Origin of the sequence: Brachybacterium sp. GCM10030267 (genome assembly GCF_042666875.1) — a bacterium.
In the GTDB taxonomy this organism is placed as follows: Bacteria; Actinomycetota; Actinomycetes; order Actinomycetales; family Dermabacteraceae; genus Brachybacterium.
The window spans coordinates 196938-221648 of record NZ_JBHTCX010000003.1; the positions used below are offsets into that span (position 1 = coordinate 196938).

The window sequence follows — 24711 nt, forward strand, 5'->3', positions numbered from 1 at the left end:
GGGTCCGTCTGGCTCAGCTGGAGTTCGCGGCGGGCCCGGCCGGGCGCCCGAGCCCGGCGGCTCGGTGCGCGGCCCGGACGTCGACGGCCCAGGCCCCGCTGCTCTCGCTGGGGTGATGCGGCGAGAGACCGAGGGGCCAGCGCGGCAGCGTGCCGGTCAGCACCCACGCCGCCTGCCGGGCCGCTCCGAACGCGGCATGCTCTCGCTCGGGAGCCGTATGGATCGTCCGCCCTGTCAGGTCGACGAGCGCCTGTCGCAGAGCCCGCGATTTCGCCCCGCCGCCGACAAGGAGGATCCGCCGCGGCTCGCCGGCAACCCGCGAGAGGGCGTCGGCGGCATCGGCGATCGCGCAGGCCAGGCCGAGCACGGCGGCTCGGGCGATCATCTCCGGTGTGAGAGCCGGGCGGGAGAGTCCGAGCAGCGCGCCGTGCCTTTCCTCCCGCGGAGGGTTTCGCTCGCCATCGAGGTAGGGCAACATCACGGCACCCCCGGCCGTCGGCTCGGCGCGAGCTGCCAACTTGTCCAGCCGGACCGGGGTGATACCGAGCATGCTCGCCGTCGCGACCAGGACCCGGGCACCGTTGAGCATCGCGATGATGGGGATGGCGCCGGAGCGCGCATCGGCCATGGTGTCGACCCGGCCGGTCGGGTCGAGGACCGGGCCGGTGGTGCGCATCGAGACGGTCGCGCTCGTCCCCACGGAGATGACCATGTCCCCGACATCGGTCGCCAGCGCCAGGTGCGTTGCGGCGTTGTCGCCGCATCCGGCCCCGATGAGCAGCCCCTGGGCGCTCGCCCCGGCGGGGGCGTCCGGGGGAAGCACTTCCGGGGTGAGCACCGCCCTGCCGAAGCTGTGCCGGAGGAGGTCGTCGTCATAGTCGCCGCCGGCAATGGACCAGTATCCGGTGGAGGAAGCGTCCGAGCGGTCCGTCGAGGGCTGCGCCACCCTGCCGAGCAACGACCAGGTCAGCCAGTCGTGCGGGAGCAGCACGGTCTCCACCTGCGCGGCGGTCTCCGGCTCGTGCTCGCGCAACCAGCGCAGCTTGCTCACCGGATGCGCGGAGTCCGGCAGCAGACCGGGCGAGCGCAGCCAGCGGTCCGGACCCAGCTCCCGGACGAGATCGGCGCCGGAGGCCATGGCGCGCAGGTCGTTCCACAAGATCGCCGGCCGCAGCACCTCGTTCCGGCGGTCGAGGAGGATAGTGGTGTGCTGCTGGGACGTGATGCTGAGGGCGCGCGCCCCGGTGATCGAACGGCCCCCTGCCTCCCCGAGCGCTTCCCACCACCGCTGCGGCCACACCTCGGAGACCTCCGGGTGACGCGCCGCGGCGGAATGGACGAGCTCGCCGCTGCCCGCATCCACGACCACCACCTTGGTGCTCTGGGTCGAGGAGTCCACTCCGGCGACGCGACGGGAGCCCATACTCACCCCGCCAGCAGGCGGCCTGCCGTGAAGGCGTCTGTCACGATCCCCGTGAGCAGCCCCGAGGCAAGCACGGCGCGGATGGCCCTCGTCTTCGACGGTCCGCCGGCCACGCCGATCCGGGAGCGGACCGCCCGCAGCTGGTCCTCGCGGATCGCGATGCAGCGGTCATCGAGATCGTGGACCGCCTGCCCCTTGTCGGTGAGCGCGGTCGCTGCGATCTCGGCGACGACCCCCTGGCGCAGCAACCGCGCTCGATCCTCGTCGGCGATCGCCGGGTTGACCATCATCAGGGAGTTCGGCGGGGCCCACGAGCCGATGGCGCACAGCGCCACGGTCACCTCGTCGAACATCTCCACGGCCGAGCGGATCCCCGGCTGGCGCAGCACGCCGCGGGCGGTCTGGGCATCGCTCATGACCATGGAGGCGTAGATCGGCCAGGGCTGGACATCGGGAAGGTTCGCCAGACGGCGGATCACTTCCAGCCCGCTCTCCTGGATGGGGCCGGCGACGCCGGCGAGCTGGACCACCGCCCGGCAGGGCAGGCTGCTCACCTGGCGCGCCATGACGTTCAGGGTGCGGCCCGAGGTGAGCCCGAGGATGTCCTCCGGACCGACGAGATCGTCGATCAGATCGGCTGCGAACGTGCCGAGTGACATCTGGGCCTCCGCGTCGGTATCCACCGGGAGCTCGACGGCAATCGCGTGCTGAAGGCCGTACCGCTGCTTGAGCTGCATCGACAGATCGAGGTCCACACCCGGGGTGCTGACGATCTCGAAGCGGATGATCCCGCGGGCGACGGCCTCCTCGAGCATCCTCCCGACCTTGAAGCGGCTCAGCCCGGTCTCCTCGGCGATCTTCACCCGGGACTTCCCCTGGACGTAGTGCTCCCGCGCGGCGTGCGCCAGCTGCACGTTCGAGAGCGGCCCGATGTCCACGATCGTCTCCTTCGACCCCGAGTATTCGCGAGGTACGACGGTCCTCGGGGATGCTCACAGTAGCACTGGAGTGCACCTATGAGCGGGCTTGGGGTGCGCATCGGCGCCTACCGAGCCGCGTGAGCGGCGCTGCATGGTCTGCCTCCGACAGACCAGCACCGCGACCAACGGGCTGGCCGGTCAGCGGCCGACGCCCGATGCGATTCCCGTCCGAGGCGAAGAACTACATGTACAGCTCGCCGGCGCATTCGAGGGCAGTCTCGCCGGCGAAGGCGATGGACCATGAGGCTTCGAAGCCGGCGACCACCCTTCACGGGTGTCGAGTGACAGACTTTGCGACGCGGTGGCGCGTTGCGGCCTCGAGTTGCCAGTCGGTTCGGCGCACCCGTTCAGCAAAGTGCCGGCGGCGACCGCGCCGCTCATCACGCAGAAACCCCGTCGGGTTGTCACGGCCATGACCCCTTCCGCTCGAAGCGAGCGTGCAGCCCTCACGGTAGACCGTGTCCGTGTCCCGTGAACGGGGTCAGCCGCCTCGCTCTGGACCTCTCATGACACGTCAAAGAAGCGCAGTCCTATACCCGAAGTGAATTCACAAGCCAACGACTATTGACCGAAGCGGCGCTCACCGTCGGCCTGGGACCCGGGACCATTCCTCCAGCATTCGGCCGCCCTCAACTTCGTCAGCAAGACTGCAACCAGCGTAAACACGCTGTGTGAATCGCCTGTTGGGCCTGCCCGCAAGTCGTTGACAGTTGATCAAGCTGCTTGAGCCTGATCTGCGTGTACTTCGGTCTCGGCCTGGTCGCGCTTGATGGCATTCTCGAACGCGACCGGGCTGGTGTAGTCGAGGCTGGAGTGCAGCCGGCGACGGTTGAAGACGATCTCGATCCAGCGAGCGACCTCGCGACGCGCTTCGGCCCGGGTCGGCCAAGAGCGCCGGTCGTAGAACTCAGTCTTCAGCGTGGCCCAGAACGACTCGGCCATCGCGTTATCCCAGCACACCCCGGTCCGTCCCATGGACTGGCGGATCCCCAGCTCCTCGCGGGTCTCGAACAGGGTCTTTGACGTGTACTGGGTGCCGCGATCAGCGTGAAACACAAGGTCATCTGGGACATCCCTACGCAGGGTTCGTGCCATCCGCAGCGCGCGGTCAACGAGACCGGCGTCCTGACACTCGTCCATTGCCCAGCCCAGCACGCGCCGGGAGTGCCCGTCACGGACCGCGGCGAGGTAGAGCCAGCCCTCGCCGGTTCGCAGATACGTGATGTCGCTGATCCAGATGGCATCGAGGCGTCCCTGGTCCCATCGCCGCTGGGCGTGATCCGCGAAGCCTCGGGCGGCGGGATCTTGGATCGTCGTCACCGGGGTGAACATGCTCGGGCTGATGCCCTCCGTTCCCTGACGACGCATGGACGCGGCGACCGTCTTCCGGTCGACCACCACGCCCTTGGCGGCGAGCTCACGGGTGATCCGCGGGGCCCCGTAGACATCGTCGGAGGCCCGGAACTGCGCGCGCACGGCCTGATCGATCACCGTCCGCCGCTGAGCCCTCGACCCGGGGTCATGCTGGCGACGGCGCTGCCAGGCGTAGTAGCCCTGCCGAGTCACACCCAGAAGCCGCGCCATGCGGGTGATCTCGAAGTTCGCCTTCTCCGCGTCCATCAGCTCGAACCGTTCCGCCGAGGTGGCTTCGACGCGAAGAAGGCGGCTGCTTTTCCCAGGAACTCATTGTCCGTCTCCAGCTCATGGACCCGCCGCCGCAGACGCTTCAACTCTTCCCGCTCGCCGGCCGCCAACGGCACTTCCGGGCCCGGAGCCGGGCCCCGGCGCTCGCGTTCTTGCTGGACCCAGCGACCCAGCAACTGCGCACCCACGTCGATCTCCTCGGCCACATGCGCGATCGGCCGGTCCGTATCCAGCACCAGAGCTGCTGCCTCTCGGCGGTACTCCGGCGTGTACCTCTTCCGCTTGCTCATCACGACAACCATCCCGCAGGCCAGCACGACCCGCTATCTCAGGCGTCAACATCAGAAGGGTAAGCCCATGTCCATCCGCCAATATTTAGTGGCGCCGCACGTATCGGAAAGCTATCTCGCGCGTTATTCCCAGCTTTGGCTAGAGCTGTTGGCGACGGCAGGGCACGAACGACTGCAAATATTGAAAGAGTGGCCTACAACTACTCACCCGGAGCACATACCGGCCGCGTCCCCGCACCACCGCGCCACTACACTCATCCAAAGTTCCGCCCCCATCCCTCTCCCTCGGCAGGAGGCCGCGCCCATGGCGACATCGAAGTTGCTCACGGGCGTGACCACGCCCCCTGCCCTGTCCACGCTGATTGCTGATCGCCTCCGCGAGATGATCACCAGCGGCCACCTGGCCCCGGGTGAACGCCTGAAGGAGACGGAGCTGGCGGAGTCGATGTCCGTCAGCCGTGGCCCGGTGCGTGAGGCGATCTCGTTGCTGGACCGTGAAGGTCTGGTCGAGTCGCAGCGCCACCGCGGGGCCCGGGTGATCACGCTGGGTTACGACGACATCGAAGAGATCTATTCGATGCGCCTGGCGATCGAGCGACTGGCGATGGAGCGCTGCGCCGAACGGATCGACGAGCACGTCCTGGCCCGGTTCGACGAGGTGATCGCCCAGATGCGCAAGATCTCGCTGGACGAGCCGGGCGATGAGCACGTTCGTCTGGACCTCGAGTTCCACGACCTGGTCTACGAGACGGCCGACCACTCGCGGCTGCAGTGGACCTGGAACACGTTGCGCAGCCAAGTCGCGATGTTCCTCAACGCCCGCACCGACCGATCCGAGTTTCGCTCCAAGCTCCATCAGGAGCACCAGGAGATGCGCGACGATCTCGCCTCGGGAGACCAGGCCGCAGCGGTGCGCTCGATCGAGAAGCACATCGGCTGGACGCTCCGCCAGATCCGCAAGGTGCGCGCGCTCGAGAACGGGCCGGACAAGGCCGGCCCTCTGTCGGGTCCCGGCCCGGAAGGCAAGACCGGGCTCTGACCAGGCCCAACACTGGGCCGGCCCTCACCGAACACTCCACCGGGTCGAAGAATGGCCAAAGTAGTCGGCGTAGATTGTTGACAACTTGCAATCTGCAATTCTAGTGTGGCGGCACAGTGAGAAGCCCACCCGGCTCCCCTCACCGCGCGGTGGCACAGCAGCCACTGCCTGCATGCAGCGACCACTGGCGCCGAGCCGATCCGCTCCCCGCCGAAGCGCAGCACCATCACCACCCCTGCTTCCACCCTCAGCCGAGCATTGCTGCTCGGCGACAGCCGATCCTCCAGTTCCAGCTCCACCGTGAGCCCTGAAAGGCAGTGACCGCGTGTCCACGACGGCCCAGAACACCCACGTGAACCTCACCAGCTCCCGCGCCTTCCCGCCCCATGCACCGAGCGATCCCACCGCCCCGCACGTGACGTCGGCGCAGGTGGAGATCGATGCGGGCCACGAGACCGGCAGCCTCACGCGGCTGTGGGAGAGCGTCGGGTACGACGAGATCAACTGGACCTACACGCCGACGGGCCGGCACCTGCTGAGCACCTTCGGTGAGCTGACCAGCACCGGGTATCACATCCGGCCCCACTACGCGCTCTGCTCGGGCTCGGGGTTCGGCATCCCCCACTGGGGCAACGGGAACGTCTACCACGAGGACGCCGACGGCACCCCGTACTACGACTTCACGATCCTCGACCAGGCCTATGACGCCATCGTCTCGGCAGGTCACCACGTGCTCGTCGAGATCGGCTTCACCCCGCGTGACCTGCTCCCGCCGGAGGCCGCGGAGCTCACCGTGACCTCCAGCCCCACCGTCTACTCGGCCTACGAAGCGGGCCAGTGGGCCTACCCGCCGCGCGACTACGACCGCTGGCGGGACCTGATCGCCGCGGTCGCCGCGCACTGCCTGGAGCGCTACGGGGCCGAGGAGGTCGACACCTGGCTCTGGGAGCTGTGGAACGAACCGGACATCTTCTACTGGCGCGGCACCCCGGAGCAGTTCCACGAGCTCTACGCGGCCACCGTCGAGGGAGTGCGCAGCGTGCTGCCCTCAGCGAAGGTGGGCGGCCCGGCCGTCACCGGCGGCGGCGCCGAGTTCCTGGACGGATTCCTGGCCTACACCAACGAGCGCGAGCTGCCGCTGGACTTCGTCTCCTTCCACACCAAGGGCTCCTCCTTCACCCCCTGGCGCGTATACGGACCCACCGGCGGCGAGGCGCCCGAGAAGCAGAACCCCTCGGCCCACAAGATGCTCCACGAGGTGCGCTCCATGCTGCGCGTCATGGCGAAGTACCCCGCCTACCGGAGCCTCCCCGCGATCATCGACGAATGCGATGCGGGCGTTCCCGCCCACTTCTCCTTCTACGACAACGCGAACTTCCGGTTCCAGAACACCGAGTACTTCCCGGTGTTCCAGGTCAAGCTCATGAAGAAGCTGCTCGACCTCAGCGCCCAGGAGGGCGCAAACATCCAGCAGGCGATGTCGTGGAGCTTCTACTTCGAGGGCGAGCGGTTTTTCGAGGGCACCCGCGCCTTCCTCACCGCCGACCGGCTGGAGAAGCCGCTGCTGAACGCGTACCGGCTCCTCGCGCAGATGGGCCAGACGCGCCTGGAGGCACGCAGCAGCGCAGCCCACGGCGTGGAACTGCTGGATCAGGCCGAGGGCCGGTCCATGCCCGAGGAGGTCGACGTGCTGGCCTCCCGGGACGGCGACGGTCGTATCGCCGCTGCGCTGTGGCGCCACACCGATGACCAGTACCGCACGGCAGAGGAACCCACACCCGTGAACCTCACCGTGCGCGGCCTCGAGCAGGGCTCGTACCGTCTGAGCCACCGGCGCATCGATGCCGAGCACTCCAACAGCCACACCGTGTGGCAGCGCCTGGGATCCCCGCAGGTCCCCACCCCGGAGCAGCTCGCGCAGATCCACGCCCGCGAGGGCCTCGAGGACCTGGCCGAGCCGGCCACCGTGGACGCGACCGCGGAGGGAGCGCTCGAACTGATTCTCGAGCTGCCGCTGCCGGCCGTCTCGCTGCTCGTCCTGGAGCCGATCCGATGAGCCTCTCCCCCACCACGCCCGTCACCACCCGCGTCCCGATCGCCCCGGGGATCGAGATCCCCCAGCTGGGTCTGGGCGTCTTCCAGATCGTTCCGGACCAGGTCCAGCCCGTCGTCGAGCAGGCCCTGGAGGTCGGGTACCGCCACGTCGACACCGCCGCCGCATACAACAACGAGGCCGGCGTCGGCGCCGCCCTCGCAGCCTCAGGCGTCCCGCGCGAGGAAGTCTTCGTGACCTCCAAGCTGCGCAACGGTGAGCAGGGGTACGACAGCACCCTGCGCGCGTTCGCCGAGACCCTCGACCGTCTCGGGCTCGATCAGCTGGATCTCTACCTCATCCACTGGCCGAACCCGGCAGCCGAGCTCTGGCAGGAGACGTGGCGCGCCTTCGAGCGGCTGCACGCCGAAGGGGCCGTGCGCGCGATCGGCGTCTCGAACTTCCTGCCCGAGCACCTGCGCGAGCTGGAACAGTTCGCGCAGGTCATGCCCGCGGTGAACCAGATCGAGCTGCACCCCACGCACGCCGGCGCCGAGCTCGTCGCCCTCCAGCAGCGGCTCGGCATCACCGTGGAGAGCTATTCCCCGCTGGGCCAGGGCGCCGACCTCGAGCTGCCAGAGATGACGGAGATCGCCCGCAGCCACGAGGCGACCGCGGCGCAGGTGGTGCTGCGCTGGCACCTCCAGCACGGCTACGTGGTCATCCCCAAGACCACCTCCCGTGCGCGACTGGTGGAGAACCTCGACGTCGACGGCTTCACCCTGACCTCCGAGCAGATGGCACTGATCGACTCCCTCGATCAGGGCCACCGCATCGGCAACGACCCCGCGACCTTCTCGATCAGCCAGATCCGCTGATCAGGCCGCCGCGGCCCCTGTGCATTGCGATCACGCTCCGGAAGGAGGTACCCGATGACCGGCTCCTCGGTTCTCGCACAACCCTCGACCCCTCGTAAGTCCGGCGCCCCGGAGGCCTCCCGTCGACCCCGGCGCCCGGCTCAGCGCGCCCGGCAGCGGCGGCGCAACCTGTGGATCTACGCCTTCCTGCTGCCGACGTTCGTGCTGTACGGGATGTACACCCTGTATCCGATGGTCGCCAGCTACTGGTACTCGCTGGTGGAGTGGAACGGGTTCACCGCCGATCAGCGCTTCGTGGGGATCGAGAACTACCGCGCTGTGCTCGCGGACCCGATGTTCTGGTCGGCCGTGCGGATCACGCTGGTGTTCATGCTGATCGTGGCGCCGCTGCGCGTGTTCGGGGCGTTCTTCCTGGCGATCCTGCTGAACTCGCCGAAGCTGCCGCTGTCGGCGTTCTTCCGCACGATGTACTTCCTGCCCGTGGTCACCACGACCGCGATCGTCGGTGTGGTCATGCGCTTCGTGCTGGACCCGGCCAGCGGGCCGCTCTCGCTGCTCTCCGAGATGCTGGGGCTCGGCTCGATCGATCTGCTGGAATCCTCGACCACGGCGCTGGCGACGTCGGCCCTGATCTACGTGTGGAAGTTCTTCGGGATCACCCTGATCTACTGGCTGGCCGCCCTGCAGACCGTCCCGCGGGACCTCTACGAGGCGGCGCGCATCGACGGGGCCGGGGCGATCCAGACGTTCCGCCACATCACCCTGCCGCTGCTGGTGCCCTTCCTGCTGATCATCTCGGTGCTCACGGTCGAGGACTGCTTCCACGCCTTCGACCTCATGCAGACCATGACGGCCGGCGGCCCCTTCTACAGCACCGAGATCATCGAGATCTACATCTACCGCTACGCCTTCGCGGCGACGATCCCCCAGCTCGGCTTCGCCTCCGCGGCCGCCGTCCTGTTCGGGCTGCTCGTGCTGGTGGTGGTCGGGATTCAGCTGTGGGTCACGATGATCGCCCGACGCTCAGGAGCACGCGCATGAGCACCGATACCCGCCCCTCACCGACCTCCACCGCGGTTCCTGCCGCTTCGCCGCGCCCGGCGCGCACCGCCCGCTGGCGACGCCGGCTGCCGTGGTGGCTGCTCGTGGCAGCGCTGGGGCTGACCGCGCTGCTGTGGATCTACCCGTTCATCTGGATGGTCTCCGCCTCGCTGAAGTCCTCGGGCGAGATCTTCTCCGGCGGGCTCGACCTCATCCCCGAGAAGCTGCGCTGGGAGAACTACGCCCGGGCGTGGACCGACGGGAACTTCCGCCGCTACCTGCTGAACACGGCGATCGTCACCGTCGGCACCGTGGTGATCGTGGTGGTGCGCTGCGCCCTGGCCGGGTACGTGCTGGGGCGGTACCGGTTCCCCGGTTCCCGGCTGATCCTGGGGATCCTGGTGGCGACGCTGTTCGTCCCCACCGGCTACACGATCATCCCGATCGTCAAGCTCTCCATGCAACTGGGCCTGCTCGACCAGCTCTCAGGCATGATCTTCGCCCTGTCCGGCGGGGCGAACGTGGCAGCGATCCTCATCTACGCCGGGTACTTCCGCCGCCTGCCGATGGAGCTCGAGGAAGCCGCCGTGGTCGACGGGGCCGGGTTCCTGCGCACGTTCACCCGGATCATGCTCCCGCTGTCCATGCCCGTCACCGCGACCGTGTCGGTGCTGACCTTCCTGTTCACCTGGAACGCGTTCTTCCTGCCGCTGGTGTTCTCGTTCAGCAATCCGGCCCTGCGCACCGTGAGCGTCGGCATGCAGGCGTTCGTCGGCGAGAACTCGACGGACTGGCCCGGCATGGCCGCCGCCGGCGTCATCTCGCTGATCCCCATCGTGGCCCTGTTCGCCTTCATGCAGCGCTACTTCGTCGAAGGCATCGCCGGGTCTGTGAAGTCCTGACCGTCGTCCCCGTCGTCCCAGTCGCCCCGTCTGCCCTAGCTGTCCTGTCCGTCTCGAAGCATCCAGCACTCAATGAGGAGTCCCCATGCATCACCTCACCCGTCGTCACGCACTGGCCGGTCTCGGCGCGACCGGCCTCGCCTCTCTCGCCGCAGCCTGCGGCGGCCCCAGCGCACCTCCCGCCACCGGTGGCGGCGACGGGGCCGCACCGGGAGCACTGCGCTGGTGGGACCACTTCGGTGGCCTCCAGGATCTCCACGACCAGTGGGCCAGCGACCTCGGCGAGAAGATCGGTGCCACGATCGAGCACACGTACAACGAACCCTCCGCCGCCACCGAGGCGCTCCAGCTCGCCAACCAGGCCGAGCAGCTGCCCGATGTGTACACCGCCCTGGTGGGCCTGCCGCTGCCGGCCCTGGTGGAGGCCGGCTGGGTCCACGAGATCACCCTGTCCGACGAGGCGAAGGGCCGCCTGCCCGAAGGCTCCTTCGTCGAGGGCCTGACCCAGCTGGACGGGAAGATCTACGGCCTGCCGGCCTTCACCGACAAGCAGTACGTGGCCTGCGCCTGGTACAACACGGAGATCGCCGAGGCCGTCGGTTTCGAGCCGCCGAAGAGCTACGACGACCTGCTCGCGGCGCTCGCGGCGATCGCCTCCCACGGCGAGCTCGATCCGATGACCATGGCGCTCGGCGTCCCCGGCCGCATGACCGAGCAGATCGACGACCTCGCCCAGGCAGCCGGCTTCCCTGGCTACCAGGGACAGCGGTACGACACGGGCGCCTTCGAGTACCACCACGACGCGTACATCACCGCGATCGAGCTGTACAAGGAGATCAACGACAAGGGGTACCTGCTGCCCGGCAGCTCCGGCTTCCAGATCCCCGACGCCCGCGGCCGCTGGGCAGCCGGCAACATCGGCTTCCACATGGACGGCCCCTACTCCCCCGGCGCCGTGCGCTCCCTGAACCCGGACATGCTGCCCAAGATGGCCGTGGCCGGCATGCCCACCCCCAACGGTGAGGACATCGTCGCCGCGCGCGGCGCCCGTGCCAGTGACTGGGTGATCGGCGGCAGCACCCAGATGGCTGAGCAGGCCTCGCAGCTCATCGAATCCTTCACCCAGGAGGATTATCAGACCGAGCTCGCCACGGCGATGGACCAGCCGCCCATCCTCCTGGACGTCGTCCCCGGCGCCGACGTCATCGAGCCTTACGCCTGGCTGGTCGAGGACTACGCCAAGCGCATCTTCCGCGCCCCGCAGGCGATCGTCCGCAACATCGAGGTCTCCGCCGCCGAGGCGAAGCGGGCCACGGTCACCCCGGAGCTGGGGAACGTGGTGCAGGGGTACCTGGGTGGGGAGATCGACGACCTGAAGGCCGCGCTCACGGACCTCAGCGACGCGAACTCCGAGGAGCTCGACGGAGCCATCGAGGCTGCCAAGGAGGAGGGCGCGTCGGTGGACCGGACGGATTGGGAGTTCCCGGATTGGGTGGCTGGGGAGGACTATGCGTATTGAGGTGCGTGAGAAGGCAGCCCTGGATCTCGACAAGGGCAAGCGGCCCCGCGCCGCTGCCGTCATCGGGCGCGCAGGCCCGTGAACACGGCCAGAGCCTCTCGTATCTACGCCGGCCTCGACACCGTCATGGCCAGCCAGGGCCGAGAGTCAGAGCAAGGACTCCTCGACCCCCTCCGCCTCGATGCTCTCCTCCAGAGGCGGCACTGTTCTTCCCTGCGCGTCTTCGACCCCTGCGTCCAAGGAATCAGCCGAAGCGTCGAGGCCAAACGCGCGACGGACACGTTCTTTTAGTAGTGCACGTCGAGCGTCGTAAAACGCAAGAAAATCTGTCACCTCGTCCGAGAGGTCTGGCAAGGCGTTGCGATCGAGGTAGGCGCTATATGCCTGCTCGGATCCGTAGACGCTCCGCGACCACGCCAAAGGCATCTTCGCGTTCTTCGCCGCGTTCTCAGGCCCTTCGAGCAGCTCGAGGTTGGGTAGTTTGTCGCGCTTTCGTAGAATCTCGTCGATCACTTCCTCATCGAGTCCCGCGCGATGCAGCGCACTCCTACTGAGCCGGGCACGCGGGAAGATATGGTCAACATGGTGGATGTTTCGGGTATTTACATGCGGAAAGGCGATCGCTAGAATTCCAAAGGTCTCGCCATCCCCGAAGGAGTATTCCAGGATGCTGTCAATGAGTTCGTCAGAAGCAAGGAGGGATTTCCCTCGGCTGGCCATCATCCGGTCAATCTCCGAGACCGGGAAGCTCCTCGCACCGTGCTCAGCAATCGTCTCCCGGAGTGCGCGCAGGAGCTGGTCAAGACCGGATCCCCAGATGCCCGGCACAATGAGCGCCCGCATCACCCAGGACTTGAGCAAGTCGCGGTCGGGGGCCTCGCCGGCGCTCTCCCGGTAGCTCTGCGTCAACTGGCGGCGCTGGATGTACATCGCCAACGGGATCACGATGCTGTGGGCAGTCAGCGACTTGCCGGAGAGCCCGAAGTCGCTGAGGAGGGCGACAGCGAGACGGAGCGCATTGGCGATGTCATCCCACCGCTCATTCAGAGTGGCCATATTTGCAGAGGTGAAGTTCTTGACCTTGAAGGCGACATCAGGAACTCCGCTCAAAACGAGTGCAGTCTTCAGAACGAGGTCCTTCGACAGTCGAAAGCCGACACCGGTCGCGTTGAGCTCATCGACTAGCCCGTGAATTTCCTTTCGGGCGTCACGGTCCTTCCACTGTGCGGTAGCGATACTCAGCAGAAGATCACTGTAAGACAGTACGGTTCCACCCGAGTTCACGCGGATGAAGATGTCCAGCACCCGCTCGATGTCCTGATCGGTCTCCTCATACATGTGGACCGAATTGTCCGAGTGAATCTTCTCCGCGAGCCGGGACGCGATCCCGCTGGCTGTACGGTCGTTCGCGAGCTCGCGGGACGAGAGGATTTCCCAGAGCCCCATCACGCCTCCTGCCTCGTACACAGCAGTGACTGGAAGCCAGTAGCGCGCTTCGTCGGTCCCCATCTCATCGAGTTGCCGTGATGAAAGAAAGCGGAAGTCGAACTGCAGGCCGGCAGGGTTCTCCGGGGCCTCGCCGCGCACATTGAGGTGCAGGATGCGGGGCGGATAATTCTCACGATACCCACTCCACGCGTACTTGTTCTTCCAGGCATACGTGCCACGAAGCCCGATATTGAGCGAGGTGAGGCGCTGCTGCCCATCGAGGATAGCGATAACAGATTGGTCCGACTGCAGAGAAAGCTCAGGATTATGTCGCTGGTCGAGCTCACTGTAACTACGAAGAAAGTCGTAGAAGCGGAACGTCTGAATCGTTGATGGCTGCACTTTCCACGCGAGGAAGTTTCCAATCGGATACCCCCGCATAATGCTGTCGAAGAGTGCCACGACCTGCCGCGGCTTCCAGACGTACTCTCTCTGGATCGCAGGCAAGATGAGTTCTTTGCGCTCGATCTGCTGCAGTGTTGCGCCGATCGTTGTCGCGGGCAGGTACGGCATTGAGCCTCCAGGGTCATCCGATCGAGCTGTCGCCGCCAGCATAGTTGTATCGAAGAGCGGAGGTGTCGCCTACGCCGCATCTCTCGCGAGCCTCTGTCGAGATGGGTCGATCGTTACCGCGACCACCGCGACTAGGGCCTGGACCACTCCAGCGCGCCCGGAAACCATCCCACCAAATCGCCGACATGGGTGTCCGAGCTGATCGAGTCCTGGCGGCGTCGCCCCAAGTGCTCCGCGCGGAGGATTCCCCGCGAACTCGCAGACGCTCTCGGCTCGGCCTGCTGCGTGGGGAGGTGGCACGGTGGTTAGGCCGAGTGAGAATTAAACAGCCGAGCAACATCCTCCCGAGGGCGAGAGGCGACGCGCACCAGGCAGGATCGCCGTCTCGTATCCAAGCCACCTGGTCCGCATGGACGTCAAAGAGGGCGGACAAGTTTCCGACGGGGGGGGGGCGGGTTGCGCATCGAGCAGGTCCTCGCTGACAGGCGTCCGCGCAAGCAGGGCAAGGTCGACGACACCTATTTCCGCTCGATTGAGAACAGCTTCTCGCGTCTGTCCTGAACCGACGCGCTGGACGGCGGGAAAGCGGTGATGTCCATCGGATTCTTCTACTGCACCCGCGCATTCGCACCGGTCACGCGAAGATCCAGGACCTTGAGCCGGGGTGAGGTCCCAGCGAGATCCAGGAACAAGCGGCTGAAGAGCGCCCTGCTCTCCTTGGTTCACCTCGAACCGCGACCCGGCCTCCAAGTCCAACTATGGTCTCAAAACGGGCCGAGGGCTAACGCCACAACGGCGCCGTGTTCTGCATGGCCGGTCGCCGTTGCAACGTCCCGTTGGCGATGCTCCGCGAGGGCACCTCCTGCCAGCGTCCCGCCGTCGTTCCCGCGCCCGAGCCAGCCGCCCTAGCTGTTGCGGGTCATGTCGTTGTAGTCAGCGGGGTGGGCATGGAGGAACGGGCCCCTGACCGGCACGATGGGTGGTGCTGAAGCCATTCATCTGCTGGGAGGAGACCCGTTCCATGACCCACGGTAATGCTCCGCTGACGACGCTCGGAAGGCAGCGCGCGGTCGACCAGGTGCTCATCCGGGGCCGGCCGATTGCTCACGTCGCTGCCGAGTTCCACATCGCTCGGGCCACGTTGTCGAAGTGGGTCTGCCACTATCGCGACTATGGCGCCGCCGGTCTCGAAGACCGCTCGAGCGCCCCCGCCGAGCGACCGTCGCGGCTGGCTGCCTGGGTGGTCGAGCTGATCGAGCACTGGCGACGGAAGCGGAAGTGGTCCGCCCGTCGGATCGCCCGCGAGCTCGCCGACCGTCGCCACGTGGGCTGCAGCGTCCGTACGGTGACGCGGTGGCTGGACCGGCTGGGCCTGAACCGGATCCGTGACATCACCCCGGACGGGGAGGACCTGCGCCGTCCGGGGAAGATCATTGCCCGCTATGCGGGGCACATGGTCCACATGGACGTGAAGAAGGTCGGGAAGATCCCCGACGGCGGCGGCTGGTGGGCCCACGGCCGCGGCAGCGAGCAGGCTCTTTCGGGCAAGCGGGCTCACAAGCAGAAGGTCGGCTACACCTACCTCCACTCGATCCAGGACGGGTTCTCCCGTCTGGCCTACACCGAGGCGCTCGAGGACGAGACCGGCACGATGACCATCGCGTTCTTCCATCGCGCGATGGTGTTCTTCGCCGAGCACGGCATCACGCGGATCTCTCGTCTGGTCACGGACAACGCCAGCAACTACACCGCGACGGCATTCCGACGCTCGACCTGCGCGTTCATCGGTCGGCACCACCGGACCCGGATCTATACGCCCCGGCACAACGGGAAGATCGAGCGCTACCAGCGGCTGATAGCCGATGAATGCCTCTACGCCCGCGCCTACGACTCCGCGACCGAGCGGAGAAACGCGATCGGGGTCTGGAACCACCACTACAACTACCATCGGCCCCACACCGCCTGCAGCGATCAGCCCCCGGCCTCACGCCTCCACACCGGCGTCGACAACGTCATGACCAACTACATCTACATGTCGCGGGGATACACGGTGATCGCCGACGGGACGTCACCCGAAGGTTCGGATCCAGCGCGGCGTGGCTCTCCCCACGGGGATCTACGAGCTAGTACCCGATAGCGTGCGCTCTGGTCGCCCGCTGCCGCCCATACGCGGCGCCGTGGCTAGAGAAATTGCGGGACTCTGTCATCCGGGATCGGTTCCTCAAAACGAGGCGTCCCTGCGTCCGGCCGCACCCCAGCTTCATCCGACCCAATATGGACACCACCCCTACCTCGGAACAGTCGACAGTAAGGGCCTGGCGAAATTCAATGCTCGTCGGCGCCAGAATAGAAAAGCAAACCACGGGCCACCCCTCCGCCAATTCAACTCACGCTTGCCATAGAGCATTCACTTCGGATGGTGGGCTGGATCTGGAGACGACACGGCAAGACTGACAAGCGAATCCCGCAACTCGCGAAGCGTCTCCCCGTACACATACCGGGCGCCCCGCTTAACGGAGATCGCTTTCGCTTTGCCGGAACCATCGTGACCCAATTTTCCCGTCAAACAAGCCACCACGTGACTTCCGGCTCGCACGCCGGCCAACTTTTGGTCGATAACCTTGACCGAGGTTCCCTTCTGCAGCTCCACCCACCGCACCCGAGACGCATCAATGCCAAGTTGTTCAAGCTCCCTCAGGAAAGGTGGCACAACCTTGCCCCCCACAACGAAAACCGTCAAATTCGAGAAGAAGATTTCAACAGTAGCTCGACATTCAGCGGCAGTGCGCTCTTCGCCGCTGGTAATTCCCGAGACCATGCTGCCGTCGACGAGTTCGATCAGGCGGGGTTCGTCTGACCAATGTCCCCGATCCGTCGCAAAGGCTCGCCCCGCGTCCCGGCTGGCCAACGTAAGCTCATTTGCGATACTCTCAGTGACCGCCTCCCCGGAAAGGTATTCGGGATTCCGAATCGGGACAGTCGATACATGCTCGCTTCGATAGGATCGCTGTACTAGCCGGTTAATGAACCCAATGATTAGCGACGTATCCACATCGACACCAAACTTCACAGTGTTTTCCGGGTATCCGAACGCACCAAATTCACGGAGAAGGAGGTCGCGGCCGGCATTGCCGATAACGAACTCGCGATCCGAATCCAACCATGAAATGAGGCGGTCAAGGTACTCGAAATCGGTAGAGACAGACGTCGCGTCGCAAACCGAGTGCAGGAGGATACGGGGGTCCAATTGCGTAATCACGCCTGGCCCTTGGCACGTTTACCGAGAGCTACAAGGAGCCTGCGCTCCTCCTCTCCTTGCGTATCAAAGAAGCCTTGCGGCCATTCATTAATATCTCCGAGGCTCCCAATCTCAAGCGGCCGAATTACCGCCCCCCGCTCTCCCGGAGTGGCAAATAGGAAGCTTAGGTCATCAATAGACCCTTCTGACGAAACATTCAATCGTCGCAGCCGAGTGATGAGGTACTCACTGTGAGTCTCAATCACCAATGATATATCCTTTCGCGCACTCGCAAAAAAGTTCGCTAGCCGGCTCTGAATAGCCGGATGAAGGTGGAGCTCCGGCTGCTCAAGTACCAATATAGAGCCAGGCGGGGCGGCCAAGAGGACAGTGATAACAGGTAGTAGCTGGCTGACCCCTACGCCGATTGTTGTGAGATCGCGCTCTCTCCCGTCCACCACAACCAGGATGCCTCGCCCCAACTTCCCTTGGTCCGAGACTCGTACGGATTCCCCGACTCCAAGCCAAGCCGCCCATTCGCCAACTGCCTCTTGCAACGGAGCAGTCTTTTCCCTGCCTGCAGGGCTATGATAGTTGACCTTCGCGTTTCGGCTTCTAAATAAAAGGTCAGCTGTATACTCGCCACGGAGCCCGGCGGGGATGCTGTCGTTGCGGCCGCCAGTTGTGGAAAGAACCTGGGGCTCTTCTCTAAGCGGACCGATATATCGGACCCGGGTAGCAACTTCCCGCAGATCCCGGAAGGCAGCTAAGACTTCGGACCACGCGGCTTTGTGAGATTCCGGTATCACCGAATCCATACCGCGATCGATGAAAGACATGGAAGATCTAAACGATGACGTTAGGCCAAGATTCATCGCAACGTAGTCATCTGACGCGACAGCCGTCGCTAGTTCTTCAATAATCTCATCGAGTAGCCCCGGGTCTGGCGGCTCTTCCTCGACCAACCGCAATATGCGGCGCCGCCAAGCACCGGTACCAGCGAAATGCTGTACTTCGGATGCTCCGGGTGGCTTCAGTAGTGCCGCATATGAGAGGAGTAGGTCCTGGGCAAGCCAACGACTGTATTCCTCAGATGAAGCGGAGTAACGCTCATACTGATCCCTAATAGTGCGAGCAATTTGTGCCGAGGTGGCCTTATAGAGAACGTAGCTTGGAAACAGCCCCGAGAACGCAACGTATGTCCTGTTTGGCGCGGCGGCCCCTTCAATACTTCTGACGCGTAGCAGACTGTCGCCCCAGATCTGGCCCGGATTTCTTGCGGCCAGCGTTTTGGATTTTACACGCTCATTGCTGGCCTCAAAGATTTCGACGCCATCCCTGGTTATGGATACACTAGCTACTACAAGTGACGTCTGGTCTGTAGTTGTGGTACGCCGTGGCCCAGTCAACGTTATTTTTGCGGTCACATTATTGTCGACGTGCTTCGTGGGAGCAATGCCATGAAACCCGGGTAAATCCCAAGAGAACTCTATTGCTTCACTGTGCTCGTTAATCACGTCACTCGCTGATCCAAATCTGACGAGAGGCCCGTTCAGCACCACGTCGTTGCCTTGGCTCTGAGACAACAATAGCAGGGTTTGAGTCAATGAGGATTTTCCTGCGGAGTTGGCACCCGAAAGTAGACTGAGGCCACTTAATGGCAGTTCGGCCTTCTCGACGCCCTTGAAATTTTCTACTTGCCAAGATCGCTTCTCGCTCATTGCCTCGCACTCCTAGGAGATCGTTGTTTAAGAGTTGGCGCCGATGGCTGGGGGCCATGACGGTTCCGGACAGTCGGGCTACCCGGAGCCCCCGCCCGATTGTAGCGGACAAGTAGCGGACGGGTTCCCTTTCGTTTGTTGCGGAAAAGAGAATTGGAGCTGGGCGCCGGAACTGGGCGCCAGCGAGTCGCAGTGCGCGGCATGCATCGACTGTCCAACACGGTGGCTGCCGCGGCGCTCATTCGCGTTGCTTCGCTGTCGCTCGAAGACAACATGAGGCGGTGTAACGCCTACGTGCCAGTTGGCACCTAATACGCTGCGGCGTGAGACTCCAGAGCAGCAATCGTCACTTTTGTAAAGCAGGGTGCGGCTTGCATTCGCCTTTCGGACGGCATTGAGGCCGTTGCTACTAGCTAACCAGCTTCCGGAATCTCCCCGCCCCCCTTCTACGATTCTCGCGTCGCGACCTAGTCCGCGAGACGGAGCGCGTTCACGCTCCTTGCACCCTGTCGCCGGGTGGCTCACAGTTGGATATGCGCTGCGACGTGAGGCCTGGACGTATTGGGCGAGTTCCGTGCCCACGGCCGTCTCAGGGCAAAACGGAGGGACGAAACTCCGCACCATGCACTGGCTGTAGGTGCAAAGCCAGCTCGTCGCTACCGTGGAGTTTCTGGCACCGTGTGGAGTACAAGGTGGCCCGAGCATCTTCAGCGTCTCAACGCAGATGCGGCGCATACACGTACGTCCCCCGCATGCCCCGGGTCATGAGCACCTTGTAGATGTTGCGAATGTACTCGAGCAGGTCGTCATCGGTCGTGACCTGGCCGCGCATGGTGTTGTTGCGCTTGCCGATCCTGTCGAAGTAGTTGCCACGGTCCACGACGAGACGCCCGGTCGCGGGATCCCGCTGGAGATCCTTGCCGATGATCACTCCGGCGTAGTTGAGGTCGTATCCCTGGACCGTGTGGATGGATCCGACCTCCTGGGCCGAGGTCCGTGAATTGATCCAGTCAACCGGGGTTTGATTCCACTGGAGCGCGACGCCGTCGATTTCGATGTCCGTGGCTGAGGAGTCGTTCTTGCTGACCCACTCCCAGGCGTAACCGGCGACGAGGCGGGAGAGCCCAGCCTCCTCCTCCCGCTCGTGGATGGCCCGCACCATCGATGGGAAGTGGTCGAAAATGCGGAAGTCATAGTTGCCGAAGTCGGGCACATCCGCGGGCGGCTCGTCGGAGAGGAACTGACGGACGAAATCGATGTAGTCATTGCCGCCAGCGACTCGCATCTGAGACTGCAATGGAAACCAGCGGTGGTCCTGCTGCGCCTCTGCGATCACGTCGTCGAAACCGGCCGTTCCGATGTCCGCCGGCCTCACACGTTGCTGCAGTATCGAGCAGGATGATCGTGTGCTTGGCCTTCTTCCGCACCCAGTCAAGTTGCGTGATGCCCTCGTCCATCGCACCGAACAGCGCCGCCGTAGTCTCTCGGAAGCGCTTGGTGAGCGTGCCGTGAGACTGAGCGGCATACTGGCTGAGGCGATGCGCCTCATCGACAACGAGAACGTCCCACTCCCCCTCCGGGCTACCGACGTCGAACGCCGTGAGAACCTCGGCTTTTTCCAAGGCAGGGGTCTTCTTGAAGACGCTGCGGACAGACTTCCGCAGTGACTGCTGCGGGATCACCAGGCCTATCCGAAGGCCGCGGAACCACTCGCGGGACCCCTCAAGGAAGAACTCGGAGAACATCGAATCGGGGTCCACGTCCTCGGCCGGCTCGTACTCGCCGATGTCGCGAAGGAGCTTCATCAGATAGACACCGACGATCGTCTTCCCGGTGCCCGGGTCGCCCTGCACCACGGAGAGACTGCGCTGGCCCTTCTCAAGGTCGTCACGAAGCGCCTCGACGATCGCTTCCACCGCGACCGCCTGATCACGGTTGAGCGCCTTGAACGGTGAGAGCTTGAACAGGTCGTCGTTCTCGATCTCGGCAATGGACCGACTGAACAGGCCCTCGGCGCGGAGGGCTTCGAAGATATCCTCGAAGTTCGCGCGGTACTCGGAGCGACCGTAGTAGTCGGCGTTCACCAAGCCATCGTTACGGTTCAGCACCCTGAACCGCTGGTCGCCAGAGAACCATCGGATGAGTGTGGACTCCAGGTCCAGACAGACGGACTTGTTGAACGTTTCGTCCACGATCACGCGGATCTGGCGCAGGGAGCTCTTCGCAGGGTTCTTGAGATGTTGCTTCATGCGGCTGCCGACGCGCTGCGTCTCCCCCACATACACGGAACGGCCGTTGTCGATCGTGTAGACCAGTGGCCAGTCATCAAAACGCGGGTGGAGCTCCGTCATCCCTGCGACGACATCGGCATCGAACGGGATCCGCTGGATCTCAAAGCTGGTCATACTTCGCGCTCCGTCCTCTGGCCTTCTCCACCGGGTACTTGGCGCGGGTCCGCTCGAGCTTGTCGAGGACAATCCTCTCGGGGTCCAGGTCGAGTCGGTCGGCCAGCAACAGGGCGTACGTCAGCACGTCGGCGAGCTCGTCAGCGACGCGTTCACGGTCCGCATCGCCTCTCCATTGATAACACTCAAGCAGCTCCCCGGCCTCGATCGCGATGGACTTGGCGAGGTTCTCTGGGCGGTGGAACTGCACCCACTCGCGTTCGGTCATGAACTTGCGGAGGGCCTGGAGCGTTGCGTCCGTGGTCACCGCCACAATCTAACAGCGTTCCGAGACACCTACCGACGAAAGCCCGCGAGCCCGAGCGCCCGAAACATTCGCGCCCAGGCCCTTCGACCCACCGAGACATCAGGCCTCTGGCTCCCTCGCAGGTGGACCTCCGCGCTCTGCCCGATCACGACCATCAAACGACCGTAGAAATAATGACCTGCCCCAAAGTATACGATCAGATCCAAAGGTGACCAGCGCGAGCCATGCCGCGGAGACGACCCTTCGCCCAAGAGCGGCGGCACGAAACCTGGGCGATTCTTCCTGTTACACCGAGTTATCCGCCCCCTCCGCTAGTCTGCCTACGTGATTCGCAAACCCGCCTGGTACGGGTACTCCGCAGAGACCCACGAACGTCGTCGGCAAGTTCGCTCCCAGATCCGTGACAAGCCTAAGCGGATCGCGCGACTGCGCGAGGAGCGATCCGCTCTCCTCACGGCACGAGCGAGCACACACCAACGCAATCCTGATGAGTACCAACAACCTATCGGCGAGCTGCGAATGTCCACATGGGAAGTCGCCCGTTCCATCGACCGTCGAGATGAACGGCCGTTCGAGGAGCTCCCCCTGATGTGGGCAGGCGTTCGTGGATCTGCATACTCCGATCCGGTGCGCTGGTTCTACACCCCGGGCAAATGGTTCAATGTATGGGGAGAGCTAGTCCCCGAGCCGTTCAACCGACACGATGACCACGCTCTGGCAGTGGACCTTGACGGTATCCGCCTCGGATACGCACCTGCCCGCTATGCGCGCTACGCACATTCCTATGTCAGCGCCCTCAACGGCCGCGGCTCACGAGTGATGGTTCCGCTGAGGTACCGCAGTGACTACGTTCGCGGCATCAAAACGCTCATCGCCAGCGGCTTGGTCGCCCTTCCGACCCTGGACGAGTTCAAGCGGCTGTTTCCGTCCGACGAAGAATACCTCCGCCTCCTCGCTCCACTCTGGGAAGCGCTCGGCAGTGAGACGCGTGCTCAGATCGCTCGCGACCGCTTCCATCTCACCGAGGAGACCTTAGCCGCGGTGATCAAGCTGCGCCATCTCGCTCCAGAAGCTGGCATCCCTCCGCGACTGCGGCCGAACGCGGTTCCCCGAGGGGTGAACCACTTTCTGAAGCACAAGCGCTTTGAAACTCGGATAGCAGAAGCTCACGAAAGGCAACTGCGCGGTGAGAAGATCATCGCTGCCTTCCGCGAAGGCTGGCGGCAGGCCGACATCTCACGCCAGCTCAACATCTCCGCGTCCGTTGTCAAGAGAGCACTCGACGGCGCCGGGGTCGACACCAGCATCCCTCAAGTGAACCCAGTCGAGCGGCGGACCCGCAGTAACATCGTCATAATGCTCGAAAACGGCATAGCGCGACGCGAGATCATGAAGACACTCGGCGTCTCCAGTCACACCGTGACGACAGCCGCTCATGCTGCTGGCCTCGAGGTGCGTTCAGAAGCTGGGCTCAACGACTACTCGCGGGCGCGCATGCGTGAGCGTCTCGCCCGATGTCGGCGAGCGTTCCATCTCCAACAGTCGGGCGCCTCGCGCGCAGAAGTCGCTCAGGACCTCGGTGTCAGCGCCGAGATGACAAAGACCTATCTGAGTGATGGCAAGTTCTACGCCGACCCAAAGTCGAACTGGGAACGATTGGAGACCGCCCGAGCCGTACGTGCCAACGGAATGACGATCCGGCAGGCATCCTCCGGGATGGAGCGCCGCGCCATCCGAGACGGCAACATGCTTGACCTCATTGGAGAGCCCTGGCTCTGACCGGAGGTTGCCGGTGGCCGGCTTACTACTAGGCGAGGCGCGCAAGTAGGCCCCGCGAGGGGCTTGTCACGGCAAAGCAAGAAAGGCCATATACGGGACCAGCATCGTTCGTTCGTGCTGAAATATCTAGATACCGTCAGCCGAGGAGGAACCCGAGTAGCCGCCTCCACCAGGACTTTCGGGCGAGGAGTTCCGTGGTGGCAGCATTCGGACGGCGTCCGTCGTCTCCAGGAGAACCGGAAGCTCTCTGTGAGGCGCGCTCGACCTGTTCGACACGCCCAATCCATTCTCTCTCAGAATTCTCCTCTGCGCACTCGACGACTACCTGCTGCTCCTGCGCCTCTCGCTCCTTATCCTCCTCGTCTTTCACCACAGCGTCAGCCGCCTCCGTCGCCGCTTCTTCCCGGAGTCTCCGCTCTTCCTTCGCGGCCGCAACTGCTGCTTTGTACTTCGTGACGTCGTCGACGAGCAACCATCCCGCCCAAGCGTGTCCACCCTTTCCACGGATAACCCGCTGCGGATACCACTGCCGCGACCCGTCTAGCACTTGTTGCAGGAACTCCTTTAGCGGCAGCCAACTCGAATAGAAGGTCAGAGCCTCGGAACTCAGCATCCCAACGGTCACCCCCGCTTTCAGGTAGACCTCGGAACTGCCGTCGCTGGGCCAGACGTCCGCGCGCAGTTGGGCGACGGTCATGACCTTGGCATTTGCGCCAGGGCCGTCCCGGTATCCGAGTCGCACGCACGGTTCGGAGAACAACGGATCTCTTCGACTCTTCCCTCGCGCGGTGTTCTTTTGTCTATCCGACTCCGGCAGGAGCCACAACGTTCGCATCCCGTTCTGCTCCCGCGCTTTGCGACGCGCGGTGAAGTCAGTGGAGACCCGCTGAACCTCCAGCGCGTAGGGGTATGGCGTGCATTCGACGCGCAGATCTACCCGTGCTCCTGTGACATCTGATTCGAGCTCAGCTTCGTAGCCGAGTTCGAAACAGAGCTCGCGGAGCTTGCCCTGCAGCCATAGGTGCTCGGCGGTCATCCGTCCGCCGCCGCCGGTGGGAACGAAGTGGTTACACCCAGCCGAGTCCTTGTGGTTGCTGAGGTACCTTGTTCCGTACTGGTTCTGATGGGCGACGAGCCGTTGCGTGCACCCGCGATCCGGACACACGAGGTGCAGCCCTGTGCGGTGCACTCGTGCCCAATCACTGGCGTTGCGGATCCACAGCACTTCGCGTTCGCCTTGGACCCGGAAGAACTGCTTCTTCGTCTTGGAGGGCCCCGGGCACCTGCTCGGATGGTGACCCTGACCCGAATGATTCTCACGCTGAGGTGCCATGTGCTCCATCCTCTACGAGGCACTGACATCTCGGAGCCGCTGAGCAAGCCGCGACCTGCAGGCCGACCGAAGGGCGCGCGAACCAAGAAGGGTTCTTGTGGAACATCGAGGCTGCGCTAGAACCACACGTTTTCAATGCTGACGTCGCGCACGGTCGTGCATGGACATGGAATGCCGGC

At 64.5% G+C, this 24711-nt stretch carries 17 protein-coding genes and 1 pseudogene; 8 read left to right on the plus strand and 10 right to left on the minus strand.

The window, feature by feature from the left end:
- Nucleotides 1-13: 13 nt before the first annotated feature.
- From ACFQS2_RS03390 to ACFQS2_RS03400, 3 genes are all read right to left on the minus strand, one after another.
- Nucleotides 14-1423: an FGGY-family carbohydrate kinase gene (locus tag ACFQS2_RS03390; protein ID WP_377792743.1), complete on the minus strand. Its 1410-nt coding sequence runs from the start codon at nucleotides 1421-1423 to the stop codon at nucleotides 14-16.
- A 2-nt stretch (nucleotides 1424-1425) separates the two neighbouring features.
- Nucleotides 1426-2361: a sugar-binding transcriptional regulator gene (locus tag ACFQS2_RS03395; protein ID WP_377019715.1), complete on the minus strand. Its 936-nt coding sequence runs from the start codon at nucleotides 2359-2361 to the stop codon at nucleotides 1426-1428.
- Between the two features lie 756 nt (nucleotides 2362-3117).
- Nucleotides 3118-4349 (minus strand): IS3 family transposase gene (locus ACFQS2_RS03400; protein WP_377792819.1). Its coding sequence is split into 2 segments (ribosomal slippage): nucleotides 3118-4067 and nucleotides 4067-4349, totalling 1233 coding nucleotides; the frame shifts between segments, so codons are not numbered across the junction.
- A gap of 292 nt (nucleotides 4350-4641) precedes the next feature.
- On the opposite strand from ACFQS2_RS03400, the gene ACFQS2_RS03405 reads away from it, so the two are divergent.
- The 6 genes from ACFQS2_RS03405 to ACFQS2_RS03430 all read left to right on the plus strand — a co-directional run bounded on the left by ACFQS2_RS03405 (nucleotide 4642) and on the right by ACFQS2_RS03430 (nucleotide 11748).
- Nucleotides 4642-5376, plus strand: coding sequence for a GntR family transcriptional regulator (locus ACFQS2_RS03405; protein ID WP_377792744.1), 735 nt, complete (start codon nucleotides 4642-4644; stop codon nucleotides 5374-5376).
- Between the two features lie 325 nt (nucleotides 5377-5701).
- Nucleotides 5702-7432, plus strand: coding sequence for a glycoside hydrolase (locus tag ACFQS2_RS03410; RefSeq protein WP_377792745.1), 1731 nt, complete (start codon nucleotides 5702-5704; stop codon nucleotides 7430-7432).
- Nucleotides 7429-8286 (plus strand): aldo/keto reductase, encoded by an 858-nt coding sequence (locus ACFQS2_RS03415; RefSeq protein ID WP_377792746.1) that lies wholly within the window; start codon nucleotides 7429-7431, stop codon nucleotides 8284-8286. The genes ACFQS2_RS03410 and ACFQS2_RS03415 overlap by 4 nt, the downstream gene beginning before the upstream one ends.
- Before the next feature lie 54 nt (nucleotides 8287-8340).
- Nucleotides 8341-9327, plus strand: a complete 987-nt coding sequence (locus ACFQS2_RS03420) for a carbohydrate ABC transporter permease (RefSeq protein WP_377792747.1) — start codon at nucleotides 8341-8343, stop codon at nucleotides 9325-9327.
- The gene (locus tag ACFQS2_RS03425) at nucleotides 9324-10229 is read left to right on the plus strand and encodes a carbohydrate ABC transporter permease (RefSeq protein ID WP_377792748.1); all 906 of its coding nucleotides are present in this window, start codon (nucleotides 9324-9326) and stop codon (nucleotides 10227-10229) included. The genes ACFQS2_RS03420 and ACFQS2_RS03425 overlap by 4 nt, the downstream gene beginning before the upstream one ends.
- A gap of 85 nt (nucleotides 10230-10314) precedes the next feature.
- The gene (locus ACFQS2_RS03430; RefSeq protein ID WP_377792749.1) at nucleotides 10315-11748 is read left to right on the plus strand and encodes an ABC transporter substrate-binding protein; all 1434 of its coding nucleotides are present in this window, start codon (nucleotides 10315-10317) and stop codon (nucleotides 11746-11748) included.
- 147 nt (nucleotides 11749-11895) lie between these two features.
- On the opposite strand, the gene ACFQS2_RS03435 is transcribed toward ACFQS2_RS03430, so the two are convergent.
- Entirely contained in the window at nucleotides 11896-13749 is a 1854-nt protein-coding gene (locus ACFQS2_RS03435; RefSeq protein ID WP_377792750.1) for a DUF262 domain-containing protein, read from the minus strand.
- A 1021-nt stretch (nucleotides 13750-14770) separates the two neighbouring features.
- Here ACFQS2_RS03435 and ACFQS2_RS03440 point away from each other — a divergent pair.
- A pseudogene (locus ACFQS2_RS03440) lies at nucleotides 14771-15775 on the plus strand (IS481 family transposase); the annotation flags it as partial.
- A 381-nt stretch (nucleotides 15776-16156) separates the two neighbouring features.
- Here the strand turns inward: ACFQS2_RS03440 and ACFQS2_RS03445 are convergent.
- The 5 genes from ACFQS2_RS03445 to ACFQS2_RS03465 all read right to left on the minus strand — a co-directional run bounded on the left by ACFQS2_RS03445 (nucleotide 16157) and on the right by ACFQS2_RS03465 (nucleotide 21381).
- A complete protein-coding gene (locus ACFQS2_RS03445) occupies nucleotides 16157-17008 on the minus strand; it encodes a hypothetical protein (RefSeq protein ID WP_377792751.1) in 852 nt (283 codons plus the stop codon).
- Entirely contained in the window at nucleotides 17005-18708 is a 1704-nt protein-coding gene (locus ACFQS2_RS03450; RefSeq protein ID WP_377792752.1) for a DUF3696 domain-containing protein, read from the minus strand. Before ACFQS2_RS03450 ends, ACFQS2_RS03445 begins: the two co-directional genes overlap by 4 nt.
- Nucleotides 18709-19423: 715 nt before the next feature.
- Nucleotides 19424-20083 carry a DNA/RNA helicase domain-containing protein gene (locus ACFQS2_RS03455; RefSeq protein WP_377792753.1) on the minus strand — a complete coding sequence of 220 codons (660 nt, stop codon included), beginning with the start codon at nucleotides 20081-20083 and terminating at the stop codon, nucleotides 19424-19426.
- Nucleotides 19971-21113, minus strand: coding sequence for a DNA/RNA helicase domain-containing protein (locus ACFQS2_RS03460; protein WP_377792754.1), 1143 nt, complete (start codon nucleotides 21111-21113; stop codon nucleotides 19971-19973). The genes ACFQS2_RS03455 and ACFQS2_RS03460 overlap by 113 nt, the downstream gene beginning before the upstream one ends.
- Complete coding sequence (locus tag ACFQS2_RS03465; protein ID WP_377792820.1) at nucleotides 21100-21381, minus strand: MazG-like family protein; 282 nt, start codon at nucleotides 21379-21381, stop codon at nucleotides 21100-21102. Before ACFQS2_RS03465 ends, ACFQS2_RS03460 begins: the two co-directional genes overlap by 14 nt.
- A gap of 363 nt (nucleotides 21382-21744) precedes the next feature.
- Between ACFQS2_RS03465 and ACFQS2_RS03470 the strand changes: the two genes are divergently transcribed.
- The gene (locus ACFQS2_RS03470; protein ID WP_377792755.1) at nucleotides 21745-23199 is read left to right on the plus strand and encodes a hypothetical protein; all 1455 of its coding nucleotides are present in this window, start codon (nucleotides 21745-21747) and stop codon (nucleotides 23197-23199) included.
- 136 nt (nucleotides 23200-23335) lie between these two features.
- Here the strand turns inward: ACFQS2_RS03470 and ACFQS2_RS03475 are convergent, their stop codons facing one another.
- On the minus strand, nucleotides 23336-24235 hold the full coding sequence (locus tag ACFQS2_RS03475) for a hypothetical protein (RefSeq protein WP_377792756.1): 900 nt from the start codon (nucleotides 24233-24235) through the stop codon (nucleotides 23336-23338).
- Nucleotides 24236-24711: the final 476 nt, after the last annotated feature.

Excerpts from the sequence above, each read along its gene's own strand:
- ACFQS2_RS03430 (WP_377792749.1), top strand. The coding sequence starts at position 10,315 with ATGCATCACCTCACCCGTCGTCACGCACTGGCCGGTCTCGGCGCGACC.
- ACFQS2_RS03435 (WP_377792750.1), bottom strand. The coding sequence starts at position 13,749 with ATGCCGTACCTGCCCGCGACAACGATCGGCGCAACACTGCAGCAGATC.
- ACFQS2_RS03460 (WP_377792754.1), bottom strand. The coding sequence starts at position 21,113 with ATGACCAGCTTTGAGATCCAGCGGATCCCGTTCGATGCCGATGTCGTC.
- ACFQS2_RS03390 (WP_377792743.1), bottom strand. The coding sequence starts at position 1,423 with ATGGGCTCCCGTCGCGTCGCCGGAGTGGACTCCTCGACCCAGAGCACC.
- ACFQS2_RS03420 (WP_377792747.1), top strand. The coding sequence starts at position 8,341 with ATGACCGGCTCCTCGGTTCTCGCACAACCCTCGACCCCTCGTAAGTCC.
- ACFQS2_RS03450 (WP_377792752.1), bottom strand. The coding sequence starts at position 18,708 with ATGAGCGAGAAGCGATCTTGGCAAGTAGAAAATTTCAAGGGCGTCGAG.
- ACFQS2_RS03415 (WP_377792746.1), top strand. The coding sequence starts at position 7,429 with ATGAGCCTCTCCCCCACCACGCCCGTCACCACCCGCGTCCCGATCGCC.
- ACFQS2_RS03405 (WP_377792744.1), top strand. The coding sequence starts at position 4,642 with ATGGCGACATCGAAGTTGCTCACGGGCGTGACCACGCCCCCTGCCCTG.
- ACFQS2_RS03475 (WP_377792756.1), bottom strand. The coding sequence starts at position 24,235 with ATGACCGCCGAGCACCTATGGCTGCAGGGCAAGCTCCGCGAGCTCTGT.
- ACFQS2_RS03425 (WP_377792748.1), top strand. The coding sequence starts at position 9,324 with ATGAGCACCGATACCCGCCCCTCACCGACCTCCACCGCGGTTCCTGCC.
- ACFQS2_RS03465 (WP_377792820.1), bottom strand. The coding sequence starts at position 21,381 with ATGACCGAACGCGAGTGGGTGCAGTTCCACCGCCCAGAGAACCTCGCC.